Here is a 24,652-nt window from a genome sequence, read left to right as displayed (position 1 = left end):
AATAAATTATGATTCAAGCCTTACGTAAACTAGTAACATTCGATGAATTTATCGCTTGGTATCCAGAAAACCCACAACAACGCTATGAACTGCATGATGGAGTAATTGTTGAGATGGCACCACCAACAGGCGACCATGAAGAGGTCGTTGGATTTTTGGCACTAGAAATATCTGCCGAAATTAAGAGGCTAAAACTTCCCTATCTCCTTCCCAAAACGGCGTTCATTAAACCATTGTCAGGTCAATCAGCTTATTCTCCAGACGTGCTGATATTAAATCGGACTAATTTAGTAAATGAACCTCTGTGGAAAAAAGAATCGACTGTAAGCCAAGCAGCATCAATTCCCTTAGTAATTGAAGTGGTAAGTACTAACTGGAGAGATGATTATTTAAAAAAAGTAGCTGACTATGAGGCAGTAGGCATTTCCGAATACTGGATTGTAGATTATGCAGCTTTAGGTGGTAAGCGGTTTATAGGCAATCCCAAACAACCAACTATCTGGGTTTACTCGTTAGTTGAAGGAGAATACCAAATCAAGCAGTTTCGAGGCAGTGATTGCATCATCTCATCTGCTTTCCCAGAGTTAAATTTAACCGCCGAACAGATTTTTCAAGCAGGTGGATATACCGGATAGTTGCAATTTTTGATAGTTTAAAAATGATCGTGGCTGAATCAAAAGCCATTTTATAAACTTCTAAATCCTTGTGATCTTTAATAACTATTGTACTCTTCTCCCTCATCTCCCCCTACTTTCTCATCTCCCTGAAATTACTACGAACCTGTGGGCATTACCTGTGGTTGCAAATAACAAATCAAATCTTGAATTCCTTTTTGCAGATACCGCGTTACTGTCATCGGACTAGTGCCGATATTTTTAGCAGCATCCTTGCGAGAAAGTTCCTTTAAAAATACCATTTCAACTGCCATGCGGGGCTTTTCTTCCAACATATTGATTGCACCTTGCAGTTGTTGGCGTTCTTCTTCTTGTTGTAAAAGAACATGAGAACGAGGACAAGGAAGTGCTTCACCTAAGGTTATTTGGCAATCAATATAGTTCACTGCGGTTGCATCTAAACTCAAAGGCATCCGATTTTGAGCAGCTAACTTTGTTTCTTGCCATTCTTGCACAGATACTCGGAGTTGGCTGGCAATTTCAGCATCCTTGGGCTGGCGACCTAAAGACATTGCTAAGTCCTTGCGAATTTTTTGCCCTTCATTATATAATTCTTGCCAACGACGGGGGATTTTTAATAAAGTACTGCGATCGCGCAAAAAGTGCAGCATCTCACCGCGAATATATGGCACTGCAAAAGAACTAAAAGCATATCCTTGGCTAGGATCAAAACGCTCAATAGCTCTAATCAAACCAAAATAACCAATTTGTTCTAAATCTTCATAAGGTTCATTACATTGATGGCTGAATTTATGAGCCATCTTCCGTACTAAGCCAGTATGTAATTGTACAAGTTTATTACGAAGTTTAATAGAAGGATTCTGGTGGTACAAGTGTAATAATTCTATACCATCAGTTCGTAAAGAGGACTCACTTGTTGCCATATACATTCCTTTGTTGTAACTCCTAATTTCTGAGAAAATAGAGTTGCGTATATTTTCTTCTAAGCTGTCATTATTTTCCTTAGTTAGGGCTGAATAAGCCATCGTCGTTTCACTGAACTTGTGAGGGGTCGCACTCCACAATTCAGTATTTGTACGCATGATTTTATTTCCATAACTGTTGCAGTTTATGTTTGTTTTATAGATAAAATTTCAACTTTGCATAATCTTTTTTGTTTAGTTGTCTCCCAACTTGCGTAACCCCTTGTTGGTTTATCGCCCAAAATCTTGGTAAGAATAGGAATAGGCAGAACGTTTTCCTAAAAAACAGTTTTTCAATATGAGCAATACCAGTAATTTTCGTGAAGCTATCCGTGAGGCTAAATCTCACGCCCTCGTTGGCCCAAACGTGATTGCCAACGCCCTCCCCTACGTCGGTGGTGGATTGGTGCTAACGGCATTAGGAACCTACGGTGGTTTGGGAGTTATCCGTACTAACCCCGGAATATTCTTTCCCACCTTCATTGGTGCGGTGATTTTAGAGTTAATTTTGTTTTTTGTTGCCCAAAATGTTGCTCAAAAAGGTAACAAGGGTCTTGCGCTACCCCTGTTGGCAACCTACAGCTTGTTGTCTGGATATACTCTCAGTGGCTTGGTATTTGTCGCTTTGAGATCCCAGGGTGTTGGCATTCAAGGCATTGGTTTAGCAGCCCTTGGTTGTGGCGTTACTTTTATTTTCGCCCGTCAAATAGGTTCAAATCTCTCTGAACAAGATGGGATGGCTTTGACGAAAACCATCAATCTTGGTGTTATCGCCTTGGTGGTTGTGTGTTTAGCGCAATTCGGCTTTGCTATGTTTGGTGTTTACACGCCAAATTGGTTAGAAATTGCCATCTCCGGTTTAGGAGTATTTCTGTTTGTTGGGGTTTCTGTTGTCGATTTCTATATTTTGCCCCGCACTTACAGCGATGACCAATATCTGCCTGCTGCTTTGTCGATGTACCTCACCTACATCAACTTGTTCGTCTTCATCTTGCGGTTGCTAATTGCCATCAATGGCCGCGATTAATTGTCTGTAGGCAATCACAAAAGTAAAGTTTTATAAATTAAAAACCGTGGTTAAATTTTTAGCAACCACGGTTTTTTATCGTTTTAATAGTAGAATATGTAGCAATACAGTTCAGATAAGCCCAAAACACTTGTAGAGACGGCGATTTATCGCGTCTTGAAAACCCAAAATTGTTGCCAGTAACCCTTAACTGAACCGTATTAGAATATGTAGATAAGTTCAGCCTCAAGTGAGCAAAACCATGCTAGAACTCTTAAATATCAAACGCGAAGTAGAAAGGTTGTCTAATATCTTGGCCAAGGCTGAAGGCTGTCTTTGACCTCCCAGAACTGTGTTCAAGAATTGAAAAGTTGAATCAATTAATTTCTCAAGCTACTTTTGGGGATAATTATGTCACTTTCTATCAGACACTTCAAGAAATTGAATCCCTCAACGCTACAAAGAAACAATATCAGCGATCGCACTTTATTCTAGAAGATATCAAGGCTGCACTAGAACTACTAGAATTATCTGTTGATGAGGAATTGCTGCAAGAGGCGCAAACCAACCTTACCCAACTCCAGCAAGAACTCGAAACAGTAGAAATACAACAATTAATGTCTGACCCCTGCGACCAAAAGGGGGCATTCTTGACAATTACAGCAGAGGTTGGAAGTATAGATGCCCAAGACTGGGCAGCGATGTTATTGCAGCTATATCATCGTTGGGCAGTAAATCATAATCAGAAAGTATATCTAGATATAGTGGAAGAGTCCGCAGGTGATTTAGGAGGGTTCAAATATGCAACCCTAGAAATTACAGGGCGCTACGCCTATGGTCTGCTTAAATCAGAACAAGGAACGCATCGCGTAATAAGAATTTCTCCCTTTAGCAGCAACAGCAAGCGGCACACGTGCTTTGCCAGTGTAGAAGTCAGCCCGATTTTAGATGAGTCTATTGATTTTGAGATTCCAGAGAAGGATTTGGAAATTACCTCATTAAAATATTCTGGCCGTGGTGGTCAAAACGCAAACAAAACCGAAACAGGAATGCGGGTAGTTCATATTCCTACCGGAATTTCTGTGATTTCTAATAACGAGCGCAGTCAGATGCAAAACAAAGAGAAAGCCTTAGCTATTCTCAAGAGTAAACTGTTTGCGATGCCTACGGCTGGCTACGCCTACGCACTAGCCCAAAATGTCCAGCAAGTTGAAGCAATTCAACCTCGGCTCATCCAATCTCTATCCAACAAGCTCATCCGGGAATATATCTTGCATCCTTACACCAAGGTGAAAGATTTACGTACCAATGTAGAAACACCTGCTGCGACAGAGGTATTAGACGGTAAAATTGATTTGTTTATCAAAGCCTATCTGCAACAGCTAAATCACACTACTTCAGTGGGTAAAGAAGCACTTGATAATTTCAAGTAACTTTTGTAACTAGTGCAGAAAAAATTTGTCCAACTACAGCTAAAATCAAGAAACATAAGTAGAATAAAGAGCAATTTTTTAATCCAAAGCGCTCTATTTATCATTCAGCAAGCATTATGGATGTCCTAGAACTAAAACGCGAAATCGAAACGTTGTCTAGCCGCCTGGGTAAAACCCAGGACTATCTTTGACGTACCTGCACTGACAGCCAAAATTCAAGACCTCGAAAAAATATCAGCACAGCCAGAATTTTGGGATGACCAAACCCAGGCCCAACAAACGCTACAAGAACTTAACGACCTAAAAGCCCACCTCCAGCAATACGATCGCTGGCACGCTAATTTAGAAGATACTAGGGCAGTTGTTGAGTTGTTGGAGTTAGAAACCGATGAGGCATTACTCCAAGAAGCGGAATCTACCATCACTAAACTGAATCGTGACCTGGATCAGTGGGAGTTACAACAGTTACTTTCTGGCCCTTATGATGCAGAAGGTGCTGTACTGACGATTAGTGCTGGTGCCGGTGGCACAGATTCCCAAGACTGGGCATTTATGCTCATGCGGATGTATATCCGTTGGGGCGAAGCTCATGGCTATAAGGTAACTTTAGCTGAAGAGTCGAAAGGTGATGAAGCCGGAATTAAATCGGCAACCCTAGAAATTACTGGTCGCTATGCTTATGGTTACTTGCGTTCAGAAATGGGTACACATCGCTTAGTGCGGATTTCCCCTTTTAATGCCAACGGTAAACGACAAACTAGTTTTGCAGGGGTGGAAGTAATGCCACAGATTGATAACTCTGTGCAATTGGATATTCCAGATAAAGATTTGGATATCACCACAACCCGGTCTGGTGGTAAAGGTGGGCAGAATGTCAACAAAGTAGAAACTGCGGTGCGGATTGTTCACCTTCCCACGGGTCTTGCCGTGCGCTGTACAGAAGAGCGATCGCAGCTGCAAAATAAAGAGAAAGCCCTAAATCGCCTCAAAGCAAAGCTTTTGGTTATCGCCAAAGAGCAACGCGCCCAAGAAATTGCCGAAATTCGTGGCGATATGGTCGAGGCCTCGTGGGGAAACCAAATCCGTAACTATGTATTTCACCCTTATCAAATGGTGAAAGATTTACGTACAAATACAGAAACAACGGGGATTGGCGATGTAATGAATGGCGAACTTGATACATTCATCCAGGCTTATTTACGACAAGAAAACAAATTAGTAGAAAATCCTGAATCATAATTTGGGATTATTTACAAGTGCTAAGTAATGATTTTTAACATTACTTAGCACTTTTGATTTTTGAGGATTTCAGATTGGGGCGTTTTCAGAGAAATTTCTGAGTAATATGCAAGCGATCGCCATTCTGTCCCAGACCAACTGTTACAGTTATAAAAGAGTCTGTAGGCAAATAACTATGAGCAACTCTCCTTCAACAGAACCTCAACCTAGCTACGTAAAACTCGCCATGCGAAACATGGTGCGGAAAGGTGCAACTTCCCTGAAGCATTTTGCGTTGACTGCTGTAGGGCTTTTAGCTCTCCTTGTTGGTCTTGCTTACTTAACTCACTAAGCTATTACGCAACTGGTGAGGGTTGTCATTAGTCATTAGTCATTAGTCATTAGTCATTAGTCATTAGTCATTAGTCATTTGTCATTTGTACTGAGCAACTCGTGCCGAGGTAAGCCGAAGTATTTGTCATTTATATTTCAAAGGACAGATGACGAATGACAAAGGACAGTCTTAACGACAAACCGTAAACCTCAGACAAGGAGACAAGGAGACTATGTGCCCCTGAGCGTTGAACTATATGTAGAAGATTCTTTTTACGATTTGTCCCCGACAACATCTGTAAAAATTGCGGACACTGATACTCGAATTCCTCCTGAAACTTGGGAAAATTGGTTTAATCGCTGGCTGGAAATACTTCACCCTCAAATTCCGCCAGCGCCAAGTTATGAAATTGGGCTGCGTTTGACAGATGACTCGCAAATTCAAGAACTGAATGCTCAGTATCGTCAACAAAATAAGCCCACAGACGTTTTAGCTTTTGCTGCTTTAGAAGTGGATTTTCCGCAAAGCAAAGAAATGCTTGCGTCTGTACCATTATACTTAGGTGATATTATCGTGTCTGTAGATACAGCACAGCGTCAAGCTAAACAGCAGGAACATAGCTTACCAACTGAGCTAGCTTGGTTAGCATCTCACGGTTTATTACACCTGTTGGGCTGGGATCATCCTGATGAGGAAAGTTTGGGGCGAATGTTAAAACAGCAAGTAAGATTGCTGAAGGCAATAGGTATTGCTATTGACATGGAATAGCAGTAGTTATGTGTCCTTAATGTTAATTTTGGGTAATACTTTTATAATACTTCTGTGGAAAATTGCTTAAAGATTGCCTCAAAGTTAATTCTGCCATTAAGATCGGCGAATATTCCCACTGTAGCAACTCTATTTTTGTATTTTTTAAGTCTATGTCCCCAAAAATTTCTCCATCACCAACGCCTACCTCGTTACAAACACTGGTGTCTAACGAACGGGAATTTTCCTGGAAAGTAGCCTCTAATTTATTTGTTAGCTTTAAATATGCCTGGGCTGGAATCAGCTATAGTTTTCAAACTCAACGTAATTTTCGCATCCACGTAAGTGTTTGTGCAATGGCGATCGGTTTAAGCGTATTTTTGCAACTGCAAGCCGTGGAAATAGCGGTAATTGGTATAACTAGTGGTTTAGTTTTGGCATTAGAGTTACTAAATACAGCGATCGAGTCTCTTGTAGACTTAACCGTTAAGCAGACATACCATGAATTGGCAAAAATTGCTAAAGATTGTGCGGCTGGTGCAGTCCTTGTCTCTGCTTTGGTAGCGGTTCTGGTAGCTGGTACGCTATTGCTCCCTCCTCTGGTAAGGTTAATTATATCGGCTTTGTAAATATAATTTGCGAGACCGAATAGCCCAACCCAGGCATCGCCAAGCGACTTGGTAAGAGAATCGCACTCTACCCAATCCACTGTGGAGAAGATATTATAATAAATTCAAAATTTGAGAAGTGGCTTGTCGGAGAGTAGTCGCTTCATATTTATGTATCTACGTTAGCGTTATTTTTATATCTAGCGAACAAATAGTATGAGTAATCTGATGAGAGCTAAAAACCAGGAGTGATGACCTTTGATTATAGTTATCGACAATTACGACAGTTTTACATATAATTTAGTGCAATATCTGGGAGAATTGGCAGCAGAATTCTCAGTAGCAGATGATATTAAAGTTTTTCGTAACGACAAGATATCCATAGATGAGATTCGGGCATTAAAGCCGGAAGCCGTAGTTATTTCTCCTGGGCCTGGTCGCCCAGAAGATGCGGGTATATCCTTAGAATTGATTGAACAGCTAGGACAAGAGTTGCCAATTTTGGGTGTCTGTTTGGGACATCAAAGCATCGGTCAGGTATTCGGTGGTAAAATAATTCCTGCTCCAGAGTTGATGCATGGCAAAACCTCTCAGGTATCTCACACTGGGGTGGGGGTTTTTCGGGGATTAGAAAATCCTCTCATCGCCACTAGGTATCATAGTTTGGTAATCGAACGTGAGACTTGCCCAGATGTGTTAGAAATCACCGCTTGGGTTGAAGATAACACCATCATGGGAGTGCGACACCGGAACTATCCTCACATTCAGGGCGTCCAATTTCACCCAGAGAGTGTCCTGACATCTTCAGGAAAACAGTTATTGCGAAATTTTCTGGAACAGTTACAGTCAAGAGCATAATTAATGAAACGACGACAGTTGATGGGCTATGCTGGGGCGGGGTTGGCCACAGCTTTAGTTACTACCTTGGGTTCTAAATCTCAAGCTGACGCACAATCTAGCGGTTTATCAGTTCAGTGGTTGGGTCATACTTGCTTTCTTTTTACTGGTGGTGGTGCGAAAGTTCTCGTCAATCCATTTCGGACAGTTGGCTGTACTGCTAAATATCGTCCACCGAAAGTTGCAGCAGATTTGGTACTGATTAGTAGTCAATTGCTGGATGAAGGTGCTGTGGACGTACTACCGGGAAATGCAAAACTCATCTATGAACCAGGAGTTTATGAGTTTAAAGGTATTAAATTCCAAGGAATCGCCATAGACCACGATCGCAAAAGTGGTAAGCAATTTGGCTCAAATACTGCTTGGAGTTGGAAGCAAGCCGGGATTAATATCTTACACTTAGGGGGAGCTGCTGCACCCATTTCCATTGAGCAAAAAATCTTGATGGGACGACCCGATGTAGTATTTATTCCAGTGGGAGGCAGCGCAAAAGCCTACAATGCTCAAGAAGCAAAGCAGGCTATTCAAGTGTTAAATCCCAAGCTGGTGATTCCGACTCATTACCGGACACAGGCGGCTGATGCTACTAAGTGCGATATTTCACCACTTGATGATTTTTTGACCTTAATGCAAGGTACGACAGTGCGGCGTAGCAATGGAGATAGTATTTCCATTAGCCCTGGTAAATTGCCAGAAAAGGGGGAAATTCAGGTTTTGACTTACAAGTTTTGAGCAGTAGGGGAAATGGGGATGAGGGAGATGTGGTTCGACTTCGCTCACCAACCGGGGGATGAGGGAGCAGGGGAGCAGGGGGACAAGGGGGACAAGGGGGAATTATTGAACAAGTCTCTCCCTTGTCTCCCCCCTCTTCCTTGTCTCTTCTTCATGCCCCATGCCCTTAATTTTTAGAACGTATACCACCCTGAACCAAGCTTATCTGCATCGCTGATGGGATTCTCAACGGCTGTTGTCCCATCTAGAGTCCAAATGTTGTCTGAACCTGCTGTCTGATCGCGCCAGTAGATATCGGTCTTACCATCGCCGTTGAAGTCGCCAAGGGATGGTGTCAAAGCCGCGTTATTAGTTGGTAAGAAAGCTTCAGTCGCAACTGTTGTGCCATCCATTAACCAAGCGGTGTTCGCACCTGTGGTTCCATTGTGCCAGAAGATATCGGTCTTACCATCACCATTGAAATCACCAATTTTGGAAGTCCAGGATGAGTCAAGTGTTCCCAAAGCGCCTTCTGTGACTAAGATACCATTCATCGTCCAAACTTTGTTTTCACCTGTTTGAGCGTTTCTCCACAGAATGTCAGTCTTATAGTCGCCGTTGAAATCACCAAGGCTAGCAGTCCAGGCTGCGTCTTGGGATTGCAGCGCAAATTCAGTCTTTTGGGCACCATCCATAAACCAAGCGCTGTTATCGCCAGTTGTCGCATTGCGCCAGAAAATATCGCTCTTGCCATTGCCGTCAAAATCAACAATGGTAGGAGTTAGAGCGGTATCTGTAGTGTCTAGAACAGTTGCATTGACAACTGTGGTGCCATCCATCTCCCAAATAGCGTTTTCACCGGTTGTAGTATTGTGCCAGAAGATATCGGTTTTGCGATCGCCGTTGAAATCCCCTATCTGAGGACTCCAGGCTGCATCAACGCTAGATAGAGCAGCTGCAGAAGCAACTTTAGTTCCATCCATCAGCACAATGCTGTTCTCGCCGGTTGTCTTATTGCGTAATAAGAAGTCGGTTTTACTATCAGCATTGAAATCGGCAATTTTGTAATCATAGGCGGATAGGTCAAATTGACCCAAAGAACCCTGTTCAAGAACCTTTGTGCCATCCATCAACCGAATGATAATCTCACCGGTTGTAGAATCAACCCAAACTTTATCTGTTTTGCCATCACCGTTGAAGTCAGGAGTAATCGCTGCACTGGTTAGGTAAGGATTAGGATTGGGATTTGCTGACGTTTTGACAGGCAGGGTCGCTGGTTCATTTTGTAGGGCATACGAGGAACTCTTACTCCCAAATCCCAAATCATAATTTAAACTTTTAAGAGAAGTTGTCAAGATTTCTGATTTTGCAAAAGAATCTGATGCTAATCGAGATGTATTCAAAGCTAAGGGTGAGGAATTTGGATTTTCAGGCATGGTGAATTTTTATTATTGGCTGTCATATTTTTTTAACTTTTTTTTGAAATACTTTTCTGTAACAAAATAACATTTACTAGTTTTTAAATATTTCTTTATAAGCATTTATTTTTGATAAATGTCAGTCTTTTAAGATAAATATATGTTTGTTTTAAACGATCGCTACTAAAATTTCAAGTCTTAGATAAGCAATTACAAAATATTTTGCTGTGTTATATGTACACATAAATTTAATTTGAATTATGATAAGCAGATTGAGACTACAATATTAAAGATTTTATTAAAAAAAAATACCTTAAATAAACCAAATCATATATGATGATTTGTAGATAGTTCAGCCCTATGATTATCTATATTTTGTGACATTTAAATATAGTTAAGTAGTCATTAAAAATATCTACACCAGCTATATTTTTTACGGTATATTGTTGAATTTCTGAACTCCCAAAATTTATATTAGAACTTACGCAAAACTACACGCAGTAGGGGAAATACCCTGCGGGTGACACTTACTTGTACCTCGCTACCGCTACGCTAACGCCAGTTCCTTTATGCGGGGGAACCCGCCCACCGGACTGGCTCACCGCTTTGCCTCTACATGAATTGCCCCTACCTAGAAATCAAGGTTTCGGCTATCTATTGTTTGCGTAAGTCCTGAAGATAATTGATTATTCAGCAATTATTTATGACTTGAGTTCAAACAAATATTGGTTAGAATAACTTAGATTAGCAACTACCAAGAAGCATAATCTGTGCATCTGCTGGTTGCCACAAGTGTAAAATAACACAATACTTTAATATATACATCAGCTATGCAAGCAGAATATCGGCAGCGTCGTGAGCAGTTAATGGCAAAAATTGGTGATGGCACAGCCATTTTTCGCAGTGCGCCAATGGCAGTGATGCACAACGATGTCGAGTATGTTTATCGCCAAGACAGTGATTTCTTCTACCTGACTGGTTTTAACGAACCACAGGCAGTAGCAGTGTTAGCGCCACATCATTCAGAACATCGGTTTGTGCTGTTTGTCCAACCGAAGGATCGCGAAAAGGAAGTATGGACTGGTTATCTTTCTGGGGTAGATGCAGCCAAGGAAATTTATGGTGCTGATGAAGCCTACCCCATTAGCGAGTTAGATGAAAAGTTGCCGCAGTATTTGGAAAAAGCCAGCCGTATTTATTATCACTTAGGACGCGATCGCACTTTTAATGACCAAATCCTGCAACATTACCAAAGTTTACTGCGGACTTATCCTAAACGCGGTACTGGGCCGATCGCTATTGAAGATACTGGCCCTGTTCTCAACAGTATGAGACTAATTAAAAGTGAAGCTGAGTTGGGGTTAATGCGTCAAGCAGTAGTGATCGCTACTGTTGCACACAATTACGCCCAAGAAATCGCCGCACCTGGACGTTATGAGTATGAAATTCAGGCGGAGATGGAACGCATCTTTCGAGTGCGGGGTGGAATGGGGCCAGCTTATCCTTCGATTGTGGCTTCTGGTGTGAATGCTTGCGTACTCCACTACATTGAAAATAATCGTCAAATGCAGGATGGAGAATTACTGCTAATTGATGCCGGTTGTGCTTACGGTTATTACAACTCGGATATTACGCGGACATTTCCTGTCGGGAGTAAATTTACGCCAGAACAAAAGACGCTGTATGAGATTGTATTGGAGGCGCAAAAACAAGCGATCGCTCAAGTGAAACCAGGTAATCCCTTCAGATTAGTTCACGACACAGCAGTGCGTGTTATCACGGAAGGTTTAGTTGAACTTGGCATCCTCAAAGGTGAAATTGATAAGTTAATTGAAGAAGAGAAATATAAGCCATATTATATGCACCGCACCAGTCATTGGTTAGGGTTAGATGTTCATGATGTGGGAGTTTACCAGCACGGTGAAGACAAACCGCAGATTTTACAACCAGGCCAAATTTTGACAGTGGAACCGGGACTATATATTGTGCCTGACACCAAACTAGCAGAAGACCAACCAGAGACTAATCCCCGATGGATTGGCATTGGTATTCGGATTGAGGATGATGTGTTAGTTACATCTGATGGACATGAGGTATTAACTGCGGGGGTTCCCAAAGCAATCGATGAATTGGAAAGATAAAAAAGGGATGGTGTGTACTAGTATGTCAAGTTTCAATTGATGGGTAAGCAAGTTCGTAGTAAGGACTTTAGTCCTTATTTTCTAAGCACTAAAGTGCTTACTACAAACTTTTCATTACTAGCTTAGACATTGTACTAACTATCCCCAAGCTAAAATTGCGGACAAGCCATCAGAGTCATTGTCAGAATTCCTAAAATTGATGCCTATGGCGGCAAGCTACGCAAGTTGCTGAATCTAAGAAACTGACTTTGATCGTATCTCAGATCATGAACAGCCCTCAACAAATTCAACTTCTGGTAGTTTACCTGAGCGAAACTGAGTAACAACCTTACCATCAGTCTCGAATATCACACGATAGTTCTGGTAAGCACGGTCTTTCGGGATAAGTGTCAAGTAGTGTCCACCTTTGACGTATTTATGAGGTGTGACTTTAATTCGTCCTGGGTAGAGGGACTTGATTTGCGCTTCGGTGTCTCCAATTTTTGCACCTTTGAGGCTAGTAATTTGGGTATTCTGCCGCACATCGACTCTAGAAATACGACCTTTTGTAACCATAAACAAAATATTTTGGGGTTCGTTTTGTGGCTTAACGTAGTAGCAACTGTTATTCGGTGAATCGCCCACTAGCTTAGTACCAGAAGCCTTTGCCGCTTGGGAAACAGTCATCCCAACTCGTACTGTGCCGATTCCATTGATGAACAATTTCGATTGATTTGTCAGTTTTATCTGTGCAACAACTGTGCTGACAGTTAGAGAAGAAACTGCCAACGTTAAGGAAGCAAGAGTCAATAATTTAACTTTATTATTCATCAATTGTGGGAATAAAAGTAGGTAGATTTTTGCACACAGTACCTATGCTAACAGTTTCAGATTTTCAAGTTGTTGATTGGCGAAATTCTGATATTACTTCAATCAAACCAACGATATTACGGTTGAATTCAGGTAAATCTTCCGCAGGTATCCAATATTCCTGATGTATAGAACCGCCTACAGTTTTTACGGAGTAGCGGCTTAAAAACTCTGCACGCACCTGAAAACGTGTTACATAGCCGATGTATCCTGTGTCAGTACTTGCCGCATTCCAGTTCCGGGCAATTTGTGCGGCGTATTCTTCGTTAAGTACCGGGTAGAAAATAGGCTGTTCAGGTATTCGAGGAGGAAATTTGCGATCGCCACTTTCCCTAATCAAAGCCAGTTCTTTTGGCCCAGTGGGACGGAAGAGTGTGATTGTTTCTTGCTTATGGTTAGGCAAAGGTTCTCGCGCTTGCACCCATGCCGTGGGAATACCTTCTACACCTGTAGATATCGCCACAATACCACCTGCGATCGCACAAGTAGTATCTCTATCTCCCAAGCCACTTACAGTTAACCACAGTGCTTCTTCGTAGTTGTAAAGGTGTTGGGCAGCACACCATAGTGCAAAAGGGACTGTATCTTGTGCTGAGACATGAGCGCCATTTCCCAGCAGAGTAGCTGCTAATTCCACTGGCGTTCTCTCCGATAAATCACAAGCACAGATTCGCCATTGTGTATTTGCGTTAACAGCCCGTGCATTGCTGCACCATAACCCCTCTGGCTATCGTATTGGTTGGCAAAGCTTTGTGCCAAACCGTCTTGGTTAATTTCCCCGTATTCTTGGAGAATAGACACAATTGAGAGCGCCATCTGGGTATCGTCAGTGTAGTACCAAGGTGATGGAGGGATAGCACGGGCGACAATCAGACTTTTTGCCACATCTGGATGCAGAAAAAATCGCTCTCCAAAAGCATCACCCACTGATAAACCTTCAAGGGAGGATTGAGCGCGAATTAGGCGAAGATCGTTATTTGTTGACATAAATCATTAATAATTGGTTTTTATCAACTAGGATCTTCCTCATCCATAGCTTTAAAAAGAGTATTTCCAGTTTGTTCATCTGCGATCGCTCCCTGATTATCTCCCAAATGACGACGAACTTCACTACGTAGCATATATGCTTCTGCTTCTTTAGGATTTAGCTGAATTACATAGTTAGCATCTGCGATCGCACCTTTGTAATCTTGGAGTTTTTGACGAGTATATCCACGAGAGATATAAGCGTAGTTATCTTTGGGATTCAATTTAATAATTTCGTTGTAATCAGCGATCGCTCCTTTATAGTCTTCCAGATGATTAAGAACTTGCGCTCGCTGGTAATAGACACTACTGACATTTTTGGGGTTAAGCCGCAAAATCTCGTTATAATCTTGAATCGCGCCTTTATAATCTTTTAATCTATTACGAAAGTTGGCACGAGTCATCCGAGATTCAATATCGTCAGGTTTTAAGCGCACAATTTGGTCATAATCTGCTAGTGCGCCTTTATAGTCATGCAGTCCCAAACGCGCCCGCGATCGCTTTACATAAAGATTAACATCATTGGGATTTGTACGTAAAGCAGTAGTTGTAAGCTCAATTTGTTGTTGTCTATTTTTTCTGATCTGCTCAAGTCTTTGCTGAGAACTTTTAGAATAGTTAGTTAATAAACTTACCCAACTAGGAGTAATAGCTTGCAGAGTGCCTACCATTCCACCTAACAAGGTTACACAGTATATAACTAATAGAAAAACTCTAGTTTTCCATTTACTATGGTATTCGTGCTGCTGTTGAATCAATCCCTTTACTAAGGCGTATCTTTTACTGAAAGGCAAGTTTCCATATCCGAGTTGCTTCAGATACTTGAATATGAAATGCAGAAGATTATCCCGATCTATGGGTGGATTTCGTCGTAGTTCTTTTTGAAGTTTATGATTAATTTTAGCGCTGCGAAAGCTATTAGGGATACCCATAGCTATCAACATCGCAAATAACAACAACATTGGTCTATCTTTTCCTATAAATCCTAAGATAATCACACCAAAGACTTTAAATAAAACACCAATGTAAGGGAAACGAGAAAACACCAGTAAATCAGCAATTTGTCCTCCATCTAGAGGATAAATCGGGAGTAGATTGAACAAGTTTAGAAATATCAGCGTCCAACTTGTTTTTTGTACCCAATCAGGATAATCACTACCCAAAGGTGCAAGAACCGCCAACCCAATCCCCAAAATTAACCCTGGTAATGGCCCTGCTAAAGATATCCAAAACTTTTGGGTGAGTGTGGCGTCATCTTTATGGGCTGTTGCTAAAGCGCCTAAAAACGGTACGAATAAAACAGAGGTATCACGATAACCAAACAGTTTCATCGCCAATAAATGTCCGCCTTCATGGAAAAACAATACAGCGATGAAAATCACCACACTTTGTGGAGTAAGAAAGCTTGTATAACTGGCGATAAACAACCCTAGACTACCCAAAAAAAGCCAAGTACGAAATTTTTTACCCACCAGACCGGTTTGGGTATACTGCATTTGTTTAAATCCCTCTACTTCCAGTTCTATAGGGATTTCTTGTAAAATGCTGGAATCAGTTTTGGCTTGTTGTCTGCGTTGCTTGATGATATTTGCTGCTTTCTTGTTACCCTGCGTCATCGGGTTAAGCGATCTCAGGACTGTTAACCAATGTATCTGAAATAACTCTGTTCCCTTGATTGGTGATATTTTCCCCGTCTTGGCTAAGTTACTAACATAGCCACTCATCTGTATCTGTAGTGCTTGAGCAAAAGACTCTGGTGATAAACCACAAGGTGTTTTGCTGGTAGTTAATTGTTTGAGATGATCTTGATGAGTCTGCCATTGTACTGATACTTCGCTGGTATAAACATCCTGAACAATAGTGTTGGGAAACTCACCGATAAGTCCATGCTGTTTGCCGTTGACAGTCAGCAATAAAGTTTTATCCTTAAAAAAGGTATAAAACTCTATATCAAATAAATTGACAGATTCGACTAAACGACGAATAACTACTGTGGCATAGCTTTTGAGTGCTTTGTTATATAAAAGAAGTTCCCAATTTATTTGCTGATAGGCTTTGCTGATTGGTTGATATTGCAAATAGCTGCATGGAAGAAAACCGAATTGCTCTAGTTCTTTAATGGGAATTTGAAATAAATCTTTTAAATAGATAGGAACTGTATCAGCCTTTGTAATCTGGTACTTGGGATATTGAATCTGAGATTTGCAAAGTAGTAAAAAGAGAATGAAATAGCGAATAACAATCAGTAGAACGTAAATTGCGATCGGGTAGATTAGGTATTGCATAGCAATATCAAATTTTTAACTATGCTTAGTATTCCCTGACACTAAATAAAATGACTTAGTATTAATACCTAAAATAAAAATGGGTATAGCCTTTTGACCATACCCATTTCAGTGATTTTAGAACAGTGGTTACAGTTGCGGTACGTACTGCTGCTTCTCAGGAACTTCAGCGTACTCAGCCACAATCTGGCGGAATTCTTCGCCGTCAATGGTTTCTTTTTCGATCAGCAAATCGACTAAGCGATCGGTGACAGTGCGATGCTCACGGATAATCTTCTTCGAGTTTTCGTAGCATTCTTCCACGATCGCTCGGACTTGTCCATCAATGCGAGAAGCGATTGATTCGGAATACTCAGATCGAGTTGTCCAGTCACGACCCAAGAACACTTCACCCTGCTGGCTTTCCAATGAAAGTGGCCCTAAGTCGGACATCCCGAACCGAGTCACCATCTGCCGGGCCATTCCCGACAACTGCTGCAAGTCTCCACCAGCGCCAGTTGTGACTTCGGCAGCCCCAAAAATCACCTCTTCAGCAGCGCGACCGCCCAAAGCACCAGTGATTCTAGCTTTCAACTGAGAACGAGAAATTAACCCTTGTTCTTCGTTGGGAGTAAACCAAGTTAAACCCTGTGCTTGTCCCCGTGGAATTAAGGTAACTTTCTGCACTGGGTCGTGGTCTTTTAACAAAGTTCCCACTAAGGCGTGTCCAATTTCGTGGTATGCAATTAAGCGCTTGCTCTTGCTATCCACCAAAGGAGTGCCTTCCATCCCAGCGACTACCCGATCTACAGCATCATCAATTTCGCGGAGGGTGATCGCTTCTTTGCGTCTTCTAGCAGTCAAAATTGCCGCTTCGTTGAGTAAGTTGGCTAAATCAGCCCCAGTGAATCCAGGAGTGCGGCGAGCGATCGCATCTAAAGATACGCTAGGGTCTAGTTTCTTGTTGCGTGAATGGACTTGCAAGATTTCCAAACGCCCTTTGATATCGGGTGCATCAACTGTTACTTGGCGGTCAAAGCGACCGGGACGCAACAAGGCTGAGTCTAGTACGTCGGGACGGTTGGTAGCAGCAATAATAATGATGCCTGTGTTACCTTCAAACCCGTCCATTTCAGTGAGCAACTGGTTGAGAGTTTGCTCTCTCTCGTCGTTACCGCCACCGATACCAGCGCCCCGTTGCCGTCCTACTGCGTCGATTTCATCGATGAAGATGATACAAGGAGCGTTGTCTTTAGCTTTCTTGAACAAATCGCGGACGCGGGATGCACCCACACCAACGAACATTTCCACAAATTCCGAACCGGAAATACTGAAGAAAGGTACGCCTGCTTCGCCAGCGATCGCTTTTGCTAGTAAAGTTTTACCAGTTCCAGGAGGCCCAACTAACAGCACTCCCTTGGGAATCCGTGCGCCTACAGCAGTAAATCTTTCTGGCTGCTTCAGGAAGGTGACAACTTCTTGTAGTTCTTCCTTAGCTTCTTCAATACCCGCTACATCATCAAATTTGACCCCGGTTTTCGCCTCCATTTGGAAACGCGCCTTGGATTTGCCGAAGTTCATCGCTTGACCTGGCCCGCCGGGGAGGTTGCTAGAACGCCGGAACAAAAAGAACAATCCGGTAATCAATAAAACTGGAAACACGAGATTGCCCAACAATCCCCAGATTGCGCCATCATTCCGCATGGGATGAGCATCAAAACTAATATCTTTTTCTTTGAGCTTACTAATTAACTCAGGAGCGTTAACAGGCAAATCTACCCGCCACCTTTGGACGCGATTTTCGATGTCTGGATCGCGGGCTTCGATAATAGCTGTCCTACCGCCTTCGTAGAGATCAACACTGCTGACGCGATCGCCATCCAAGTATTCTAGAAAGCGACCATAAGTCATGCGGGTATTGGCTGTATTCTTATTCATGTCAGTAGGAGCGCCTGCAAAGGCCCCTTGCCAGAAGAAAAAACCAATTACCAAAGCCGGCAATGTCCAGAGTACTACGACTTTCCAAGAGAATTTCATCTTAATTTGCCTCTAGATGCCTATACAATTCGTTAGCATTAGCAACCGAATGTTAATCACTCTGTCACTTTAAGCTGTTAAACGGATGTCTATAAATCCATTTTGTTTAATTTGATCTCTTACATCCACTGCCATAAGCTGATTAAAGCATTATGGCAATGCCAACAAGAATCTTAATCAAAGTTAACTTAATTTTAATACAAAATCGCACGAGAAAAGAGAGCGCAACGGGATGCAAAGCCACGGATAATTTCTCCACAATGCTTTTCATGTCGTTCCAGCCCCTGACAATCATCTATTTAGGGGGAGTGAGGAAGATGATGGGGACAAGGGGGACAAGGGGGAATTATTGAATAGTCTCTTCTTTGTCTCCCCCCTCTTCCTTGTCTCCCTTGTCTCCCTTGTCTCTTCTTCGTGCCCCATGCCCCATGCCCAATGCCCCATTCCCTACTTAACTTCGGTAATTTTGAGAGTGTAAGGAAGATACTTACCTTTTTCGTAGGAACCAACCCAAACTTGGTAACTTCCAGGCAGCCATTCACCAACAATGCCGGCATTTTTGCCATCAAAATCGTCATTGCACCAAGTACCGCCTGGCCCCTTGATAATTATGGTGGTGTCTTCAGGACTTTGGACTTGCAACTTTAGGTAGTCGAATTTACTTGTTAGGGCTAATGTGTGGTCTGGTGTTTCATCAACAAATCCGGTACAAGGGCCAGTGGCTGTTTCACTTCTGGCACCTACTTGACTCCCAGATATTGAACCACCACTCATCCCGCGAACTGTCAGGGGGTCTGGCGAAAACTGGGGACTAATGGTGACATCTCCAAATATCGTTGGCGCTTCTTGAGCATCAGTCACAGAGTTAACTGTCGATGTGATGAAGAGCGTAAGTATCATCAACGATAATCTCATCCCTCTATTGAGCGCTTTTGTCGGCATTGTAATTACGTTCGCTTCTAAGTGTTTTTGAAGACATGAATTTTACACACCAAGTTCCCAATGTGGGGAGAATTGACTACCTATTTTAGATTTGAAATTTGGGATGATTCATTAGTAATTAGTCAATGATTTCTTGTTTTTATAGTTGCTCTACCTTATGGATAGGGGCACACGTTTGTGCGCCCCTAAAATCTAAAATATTTCTAAAATCTGGAAGTAGTTGCTAATTAGCTTCTGTTATTGCCCTACTCAAACGCGACTTATCCAAACCAATCTGATTTAGTAATAACCAAGATTGAATGAGGTCGGGGCCATGAACATCTCCAGTTAAGGCTGCTCGGAGCGATCGCATTAATAAGCCTTTTTTGACTTTTTGCTCTTTCACCACTTGTTTAATAATATCCTGGGCGGCGGCTTCCGACAGTTGCGGCTGATTTTCTAAAGCTGTGACAATCGCCTCAAGGACAGCAGTAGAACCTTCTTGCTTTAGTTGCGTACTGCCTTCTTCGCTAAATTCAACTGTATCGCTAAAAAACAGTTGGCTTTGAGCTACTGCATCTACCAAACGAGTCAAACTCTGGCTAATTAAAGTTACTAACTGTTCTAACCAGGGGCGTTCTCTTCCACCATCAAATTTATAGCCAGCCGCTTCCCAAAAGGGTATGAGTAAATCTGTGAGTTTATCTACTGGCGTATTGTGGATATACTGACTGTTCAACCAATCCAGCTTGTCCCAGTCAAACTTTGCGCCTGCTTTATTTACACGCTCAAAGCCAAACTCTTTGGCTGCTGTTTCTAAAGTAAATATTTCTTGCGTCGAGTCTGGTGGCGACCAACCCAACAATGTCATGTAATTCACCAAACCTTCAGAGGTAAAGCCCATTTTCTGAAAGTCAGAAATGGAAGTAACACCATCCCGCTTAGAAAGCTTGCGCCCTTCCATGTTCAAAATTAACGGCGTGTGGGAGAACTCTGGAATTTTTGCACCCATTGCTTCATATAGCAGAATTTGCTTGGCGGTGTTGGCGATGTGGTCTTCTCCCCGGATGACATGGGTGATTTGCATATCGATGTCATCCACTACAACGACAAAATTGTATAGAGGTTGACCGCTACCCTCTTCTGAGGCGCGGGCGATGACCATATCACCACCTAAATCGCTACCTCGCCAAGACATTTTTCCCCTTACTAGGTCATTCCAGACAATTTCCCGCCCATCTTCAATTTTGAAGCGAATCACAGAAGAACGACCTTCTGCTTCAAATGCGGCGCGTTGTTCTGGGGTGAGGTTGCGGTGACGGTTGTCATAACGAGGAGCTTCGCCTCTAGCTTTTTGGGCTTCTCTTAGTGCTTCTAGTTCTTCGCTGGTGGTGTAGCAGCGATAGGCTAATCCTTTTTCTAGCAGTTTTTGTACTGCTTCTTTATAAAGATCCAGGCGTTGGGATTGGAAAAATGGCCCTTCATCCCAGTTCAGTCCTAACCAGCGCAGTCCTTCAAGAATATTGTCGGTGTATTCGGGACGCGATCGCTCTAGGTCTGTATCTTCTATTCGTAATATAAATTTTCCGCCGTGGTGACGGGCAAATAACCAGTTAAATACAGCCGTTCTAGCTGTACCAATGTGTAAATTTCCGGTTGGACTCGGTGCAATACGGACTCTAACAGTCACAGTTAATTCTCTCTTTCGCAAAGCATGATAAATGTAGCTTATATTCAAACCCCAAATTCTGGGTCAATCCTTTTGGGGAACTCGAAACCCAAAAGCACCGAAGTTCAGTTCGGTGATTCACTACTCATAAATTTAGAACGGGACTGACGGGGCTCGAACCCGCAACTTCCGCCGTGACAGGGCGGTGCTCTAACCAATTGAACTACAGTCCCTTGTTTGGTCAACTTTGCTATTATCACTATTTTTTTTCTGCTTGTCAAGTATTTTGGAGTGGGAAACTATAAATTATTTTCGCCCCGTCTCTCCAAATTACGAATTTTCATTAAATAGACCTTGATAATACAACCTGGGGCTTGGATTCCAGATGCTGCAATATCCGGGATTGCATTTGTTTATACTGCTGCTTTAATAGCTGTTTGCCCAACTGGGGCTTAGAAGCTGGTGGTAGACTATAACTCTGTTGCACCCAGGTTTTCAACATTTGTCGCTGAGTTGGCTCGATGCGACAGCTGAGAACGTTCATGCAGGAATGTGGTGCTTCCAAAGAAAATAAAATCAAAGGATAGTGTTCATTTTCAGCCAGGAAAGTTACCATCCTAAGATTTTGGGGATTTTGCATATCTAAATAGCAGGGTAGCCACTTAGGAGCCAATTCCCGATTGTAGAGTACAGTTACCCATAACAGCATTGGGTGAGGGGATGTTATGAAGATAAACTGGTTGTAACGGGTAGAAAGAGCATAGTTTTTGATTTCTTGTTTAGGCAACATCAACCATAGTGCTGTCATAGTTCCTTGTGTGGTATCTAGAAGCTGGGGAAAAACAATTTCTTGAATTGGTTTATTTGGAGGCCACAAAAGTTGCCGACAGCTTTGTTCTACTGCAATTGGTAATCCAGAATCTAGGGGACGGCTAAGGATGGGATTAGAGGATAAAGTTGTTGGTAAAGTGGTAGAATTAGATTGTTCTAAGCTATTTAATACTTGCAAAATTTGAGCGATATTTTGGGGGCGATCGCAAGATTTTTTTGCAAGACAAGACATGATTAAATTATTTAGCTTCTGAGGTATTTTAAGAGTGGGTTTAACATCTGCGATCGTTTTGGGTTGTTCAAAGTGATGTGCTTTATACCAAGCACCAAAGTAATCAGTTTCGGGTTCCCAAGGCTTTTTACCTGTGAGCATTTCAAACATCATTACACCCAAGCTATAAATATCAGAGCGACTATCTAATTTTTCTCCATCTAGCTGTTCTGGAGAACAGTAGGGTAAAGTGCCATTAAATCCTCTGCTTGTACTAGCTGTTGATGCATAATTTAAAAATCTAGCAATCCCAAAATCGAGAATTTTAACTAACTGACCTAATATCGGATCGGGAATAACTAATATATTAGCAGGCTTAATATCTCTATGAACCAACGGACAAATTTTGCCGTCAATATTAATGCCTTGATGGGCACACTGTAAGCCCAAACAAATTTGGCGGGAAAGAGTCAAAAACATCGACAATGGTAGCGGAATTAAATCCTTTAAACTCTTACCGCATAGATATTCCATAACGTAGTATGGTTTTCCTTTCTCATTCACACCATAATCATACGCCCGGACTATGTGTAAGCTCTTTTGACTCAAAGCTGCACTCATTAAAGCTTCACGAGCAAAGTCTTGTTGCATCTTGCTATCAACAACAGTCTGAGTCAAAAACTTGATAGCAACTGGTATACCTCCTAACAAAATATCATTTGCTAAGAAAACTTCACCCATACCACCGCTACCAATTAATTGCTTGAGTTGATAACGATTGGCAAGTAAGCCCGTACTACTTGGAGATGTAAATGGGCTTTGATTCACTTTATTTACCTCTGCTACTGAGTCTATTTAAAGTTAGTAATACACACATAAGAATATAATTAGGTAATGGTGGCTAGCATTTTAATCACGCACTTTTAAGAACGCGATAAAAGTTTAAAAAAAATCCCCAATAATTTATTCATCCAATTTTTTAACCCTTCTTTGTCAGCTTTATGCTCTGCGGCTAACTTTTGTAAAATGTCTAATTTCAGTTTTTCGTACTCTGTTTTTAGAAGATTTTTAGCTTGATTAGACAAAATTAATTCATTTGACTGTTGACTCATATCTAACCAATCTATAAGTTGCTGGCGCTGATTAGCTGTGAGACTTAAGGTTGTTACATGAGAGCAACGGTTTGGATCTTCTAGGGGAAAAAATAGTAGATGATAGTAGCCTACCTCTGCTAAACTACGTGCTATATTTTGCCCTTTATTATCTTTCAAATCTAGAAAATAAGGTAGCCACTTAGTCATAGAAGGCTGGGCATCGTATAGCACTGTTACCCACAATAGCATCGGATATACATTAATTTGACTAATAAATTCAGTGCTGTGTACTTTATTCAAAAATTTTGTAATCTCTTGTTTGGGCAACATTGCCCAAAAAGTTGGTATAGGTCTTTGAGGAGTTTGTAATAAATGGGGAAAACCAATTGCGCCAATTGGTTTGTTCTTAGGCCAATTTTTCTGTAAACACTCTTGTTCTGATAAGAAAGTTGCAGGTACTAATTGAACTGGAAGTGAGACTTTAATAATGTCGCTACTATTGTTAGGAATAACATCATTAATCTGACTATTAACCTTTTCTAAATATTCTAATATTCGGTTGACATTTTGCGGGCGATCGCTTACTTCTTTCGCTAAACAACTCATCAATAGTTTTTCTAATACCTGCGGTATTTTGACTTGCGGATTCACTTCTTCAACTGTAGGTGGCATTTGAAAGCGATGCGCTTGATACCAAGTACCAAAGGAGTTACTTTTGGTCTGAAATGGATGTTTTCCTGTTAGCATCTCAAACATTAGTACTCCCAAACTGTAAATATCAGAGCGCACATCTAGCAATTTGCGACCTTCCATGTGTTCTGGAGAACAGTAAGGTAAACTGCCAATAAAAGAATCTGTCAGAGTCATTCCACTTCGTTCTGTTAAAAATTTGGCGATGCCAAAATCAAGTATTTTAACAATTTCCCCTTCTTTACTATCTTCACTAAGGAATATATTTTCGGGTTTTATATCCCTGTGAACAATGGGATAAATTTCTCCTTTAAGGCTGATACCTTGATGGGCACATTGTAAGCCTAAACAAATTTGATTACAAATCTTCAAAAATTTCGATATTGTTAAGGGCTGAATTTTAAGAATTTGCTTGAGATTTTTTCCTTTGAGGTATTCCATGACATAAAAAGGGGTTTTATCCTCAGTAAACCCATAATTTAAAATACGAACAATATGTTTACTTTTGCGGCCCAATTGAGCGCCAATAAAAATCTCTCTGGCAAAGCGTTGGGACATGTGCTGGTTCGCCAAACTAAATGATAAGATTTTGATTGCGATCGGCATACCACCTTTAGCAGTATCTTCTGCTAAATAAACTCTACTCATTCCCCCTTTGCCAATCAAATGCTTGATTAAGTAGCGATTATCTAAAAATTGTCCAATGTAATTGTCTAATTGTGCTTTTTGCCCTACCATATTCTCAATTTCTTTTTGTGGCATAAAAATCATTTATGAAAAATATTGTTGGCAAATTATTTTAATAAGTCTAGTTAAGTACTACATTTAAATCTAAAAAATATCAGAATTTGTAGGAAATTAATCATATCCTGCTATTAAGGTTAATCTGTCTGTAAAATTTCCTAAATATTATGTAACATATTTATTAATGAATACGGTTGAGAAATTAC

The 24,652-nt window shown here is 41.4% G+C and carries 21 protein-coding genes and 1 tRNA gene; 10 read left to right on the top strand and 12 right to left on the bottom strand.

The window, feature by feature from the left end; translation table 11 throughout:
• The first annotated feature begins 8 nt into the window (after nt 1–8).
• The gene (locus HWQ36_RS03105) at nt 9–635 is read left to right on the top strand and encodes a Uma2 family endonuclease (RefSeq protein ID WP_292697975.1); all 627 of its coding nucleotides are present in this window, start codon (nt 9–11) and stop codon (nt 633–635) included.
• 137 nt (nt 636–772) lie between these two features.
• Here HWQ36_RS03105 and HWQ36_RS03100 read toward each other — a convergent pair whose 3' ends face one another.
• Nucleotides 773–1,558 carry an RNA polymerase sigma factor SigF gene (locus HWQ36_RS03100; protein ID WP_292698083.1) on the bottom strand — a complete coding sequence of 262 codons (786 nt, stop codon included), beginning with the start codon at nt 1,556–1,558 and terminating at the stop codon, nt 773–775.
• Between the two features lie 337 nt (nt 1,559–1,895).
• Here HWQ36_RS03100 and HWQ36_RS03095 point away from each other — a divergent pair, with 337 nt between their 5' ends.
• From HWQ36_RS03095 to HWQ36_RS03060, 8 genes are all read left to right on the top strand, one after another.
• A complete protein-coding gene (locus HWQ36_RS03095; protein ID WP_265272475.1) occupies nt 1,896–2,624 on the top strand; it encodes a Bax inhibitor-1 family protein in 729 nt (242 codons plus the stop codon).
• A gap of 241 nt (nt 2,625–2,865) precedes the next feature.
• Nucleotides 2,866–4,036, top strand: a protein-coding gene (locus HWQ36_RS03090; protein WP_292697974.1) for a PCRF domain-containing protein whose coding sequence is annotated in 2 segments (ribosomal slippage) — nt 2,866–2,940 and nt 2,942–4,036 — 1,170 coding nt in all. Because the reading frame shifts where the segments join, the coding sequence is not laid out codon by codon here.
• A 116-nt stretch (nt 4,037–4,152) separates the two neighbouring features.
• Nucleotides 4,153–5,275, top strand: a protein-coding gene (gene prfB, locus HWQ36_RS03085; RefSeq protein ID WP_292697973.1) for a peptide chain release factor 2 whose coding sequence is annotated in 2 segments (ribosomal slippage) — nt 4,153–4,224 and nt 4,226–5,275 — 1,122 coding nt in all. Because the reading frame shifts where the segments join, the coding sequence is not laid out codon by codon here.
• A gap of 175 nt (nt 5,276–5,450) precedes the next feature.
• Nucleotides 5,451–5,606, top strand: a complete 156-nt coding sequence (locus tag HWQ36_RS03080) for a DUF3285 domain-containing protein (protein ID WP_012408076.1) — start codon at nt 5,451–5,453, stop codon at nt 5,604–5,606.
• A gap of 222 nt (nt 5,607–5,828) precedes the next feature.
• On the top strand, nt 5,829–6,356 hold the full coding sequence (ybeY, locus tag HWQ36_RS03075) for an rRNA maturation RNase YbeY (RefSeq protein ID WP_292698081.1): 528 nt from the start codon (nt 5,829–5,831) through the stop codon (nt 6,354–6,356).
• Between the two features lie 152 nt (nt 6,357–6,508).
• Nucleotides 6,509–6,964 (top strand): diacylglycerol kinase family protein, encoded by a 456-nt coding sequence (locus HWQ36_RS03070; RefSeq protein ID WP_292697968.1) that lies wholly within the window; start codon nt 6,509–6,511, stop codon nt 6,962–6,964.
• Nucleotides 6,965–7,201: 237 nt separating this feature from the next.
• Nucleotides 7,202–7,801, top strand: coding sequence for an aminodeoxychorismate/anthranilate synthase component II (locus HWQ36_RS03065; protein WP_012408079.1), 600 nt, complete (start codon nt 7,202–7,204; stop codon nt 7,799–7,801).
• 3 nt (nt 7,802–7,804) lie between these two features.
• A complete protein-coding gene (locus HWQ36_RS03060) occupies nt 7,805–8,572 on the top strand; it encodes an MBL fold metallo-hydrolase (protein ID WP_292697962.1) in 768 nt (255 codons plus the stop codon).
• Between the two features lie 173 nt (nt 8,573–8,745).
• Here the strand turns inward: HWQ36_RS03060 and HWQ36_RS03055 are convergent, their stop codons facing one another.
• A complete protein-coding gene (locus tag HWQ36_RS03055) occupies nt 8,746–9,987 on the bottom strand; it encodes a VCBS repeat-containing protein (protein ID WP_292697961.1) in 1,242 nt (413 codons plus the stop codon).
• 812 nt (nt 9,988–10,799) lie between these two features.
• On the opposite strand from HWQ36_RS03055, the gene HWQ36_RS03050 reads away from it, so the two are divergent.
• Nucleotides 10,800–12,110 (top strand): aminopeptidase P N-terminal domain-containing protein, encoded by a 1,311-nt coding sequence (locus HWQ36_RS03050; protein ID WP_292697959.1) that lies wholly within the window; start codon nt 10,800–10,802, stop codon nt 12,108–12,110.
• 264 nt (nt 12,111–12,374) lie between these two features.
• Here HWQ36_RS03050 and HWQ36_RS03045 read toward each other — a convergent pair whose 3' ends face one another.
• From HWQ36_RS03045 to HWQ36_RS03000, 10 genes are all read right to left on the bottom strand, one after another.
• A complete protein-coding gene (locus HWQ36_RS03045; RefSeq protein ID WP_292697957.1) occupies nt 12,375–12,920 on the bottom strand; it encodes a hypothetical protein in 546 nt (181 codons plus the stop codon).
• A gap of 64 nt (nt 12,921–12,984) precedes the next feature.
• The gene (locus tag HWQ36_RS03040; RefSeq protein WP_292697955.1) at nt 12,985–13,596 is read right to left on the bottom strand and encodes an ADP-ribosylglycohydrolase family protein; all 612 of its coding nucleotides are present in this window, start codon (nt 13,594–13,596) and stop codon (nt 12,985–12,987) included.
• Nucleotides 13,587–13,946, bottom strand: a complete 360-nt coding sequence (locus HWQ36_RS03035) for an ADP-ribosylglycohydrolase family protein (RefSeq protein ID WP_292697953.1) — start codon at nt 13,944–13,946, stop codon at nt 13,587–13,589. Before HWQ36_RS03035 ends, HWQ36_RS03040 begins: the two co-directional genes overlap by 10 nt.
• 23 nt (nt 13,947–13,969) lie before the next feature.
• The gene (locus HWQ36_RS03030; protein ID WP_292697951.1) at nt 13,970–16,270 is read right to left on the bottom strand and encodes a tetratricopeptide repeat protein; all 2,301 of its coding nucleotides are present in this window, start codon (nt 16,268–16,270) and stop codon (nt 13,970–13,972) included.
• A 129-nt stretch (nt 16,271–16,399) separates the two neighbouring features.
• Nucleotides 16,400–18,286, bottom strand: a complete 1,887-nt coding sequence (gene ftsH2, locus HWQ36_RS03025; RefSeq protein WP_292697949.1) for an ATP-dependent zinc metalloprotease FtsH2 — start codon at nt 18,284–18,286, stop codon at nt 16,400–16,402.
• Between the two features lie 447 nt (nt 18,287–18,733).
• A complete protein-coding gene (locus HWQ36_RS03020; protein WP_292697947.1) occupies nt 18,734–19,228 on the bottom strand; it encodes a hypothetical protein in 495 nt (164 codons plus the stop codon).
• Between the two features lie 223 nt (nt 19,229–19,451).
• A complete protein-coding gene (gltX, locus tag HWQ36_RS03015) occupies nt 19,452–20,897 on the bottom strand; it encodes a glutamate--tRNA ligase (RefSeq protein ID WP_292697945.1) in 1,446 nt (481 codons plus the stop codon).
• A gap of 138 nt (nt 20,898–21,035) precedes the next feature.
• Nucleotides 21,036–21,109, bottom strand: a tRNA-Asp gene (locus HWQ36_RS03010).
• Between the two features lie 110 nt (nt 21,110–21,219).
• Entirely contained in the window at nt 21,220–22,746 is a 1,527-nt protein-coding gene (locus tag HWQ36_RS03005) for a serine/threonine-protein kinase (RefSeq protein ID WP_292697943.1), read from the bottom strand.
• 95 nt (nt 22,747–22,841) lie between these two features.
• Nucleotides 22,842–24,464, bottom strand: a complete 1,623-nt coding sequence (locus tag HWQ36_RS03000; protein ID WP_292697941.1) for a serine/threonine-protein kinase — start codon at nt 24,462–24,464, stop codon at nt 22,842–22,844.
• Between the last annotated feature and the right edge of the window lie 188 nt (nt 24,465–24,652).

It is taken from the genome of Nostoc sp. NMS2 (genome assembly GCF_017115105.1).
Lineage (GTDB): Bacteria > Cyanobacteriota > Cyanobacteriia > Cyanobacteriales > Nostocaceae > Nostoc.
Note: the sequence above shows the minus strand (reverse complement) of the source record. Positions and strands in the feature narration are given on the sequence as shown.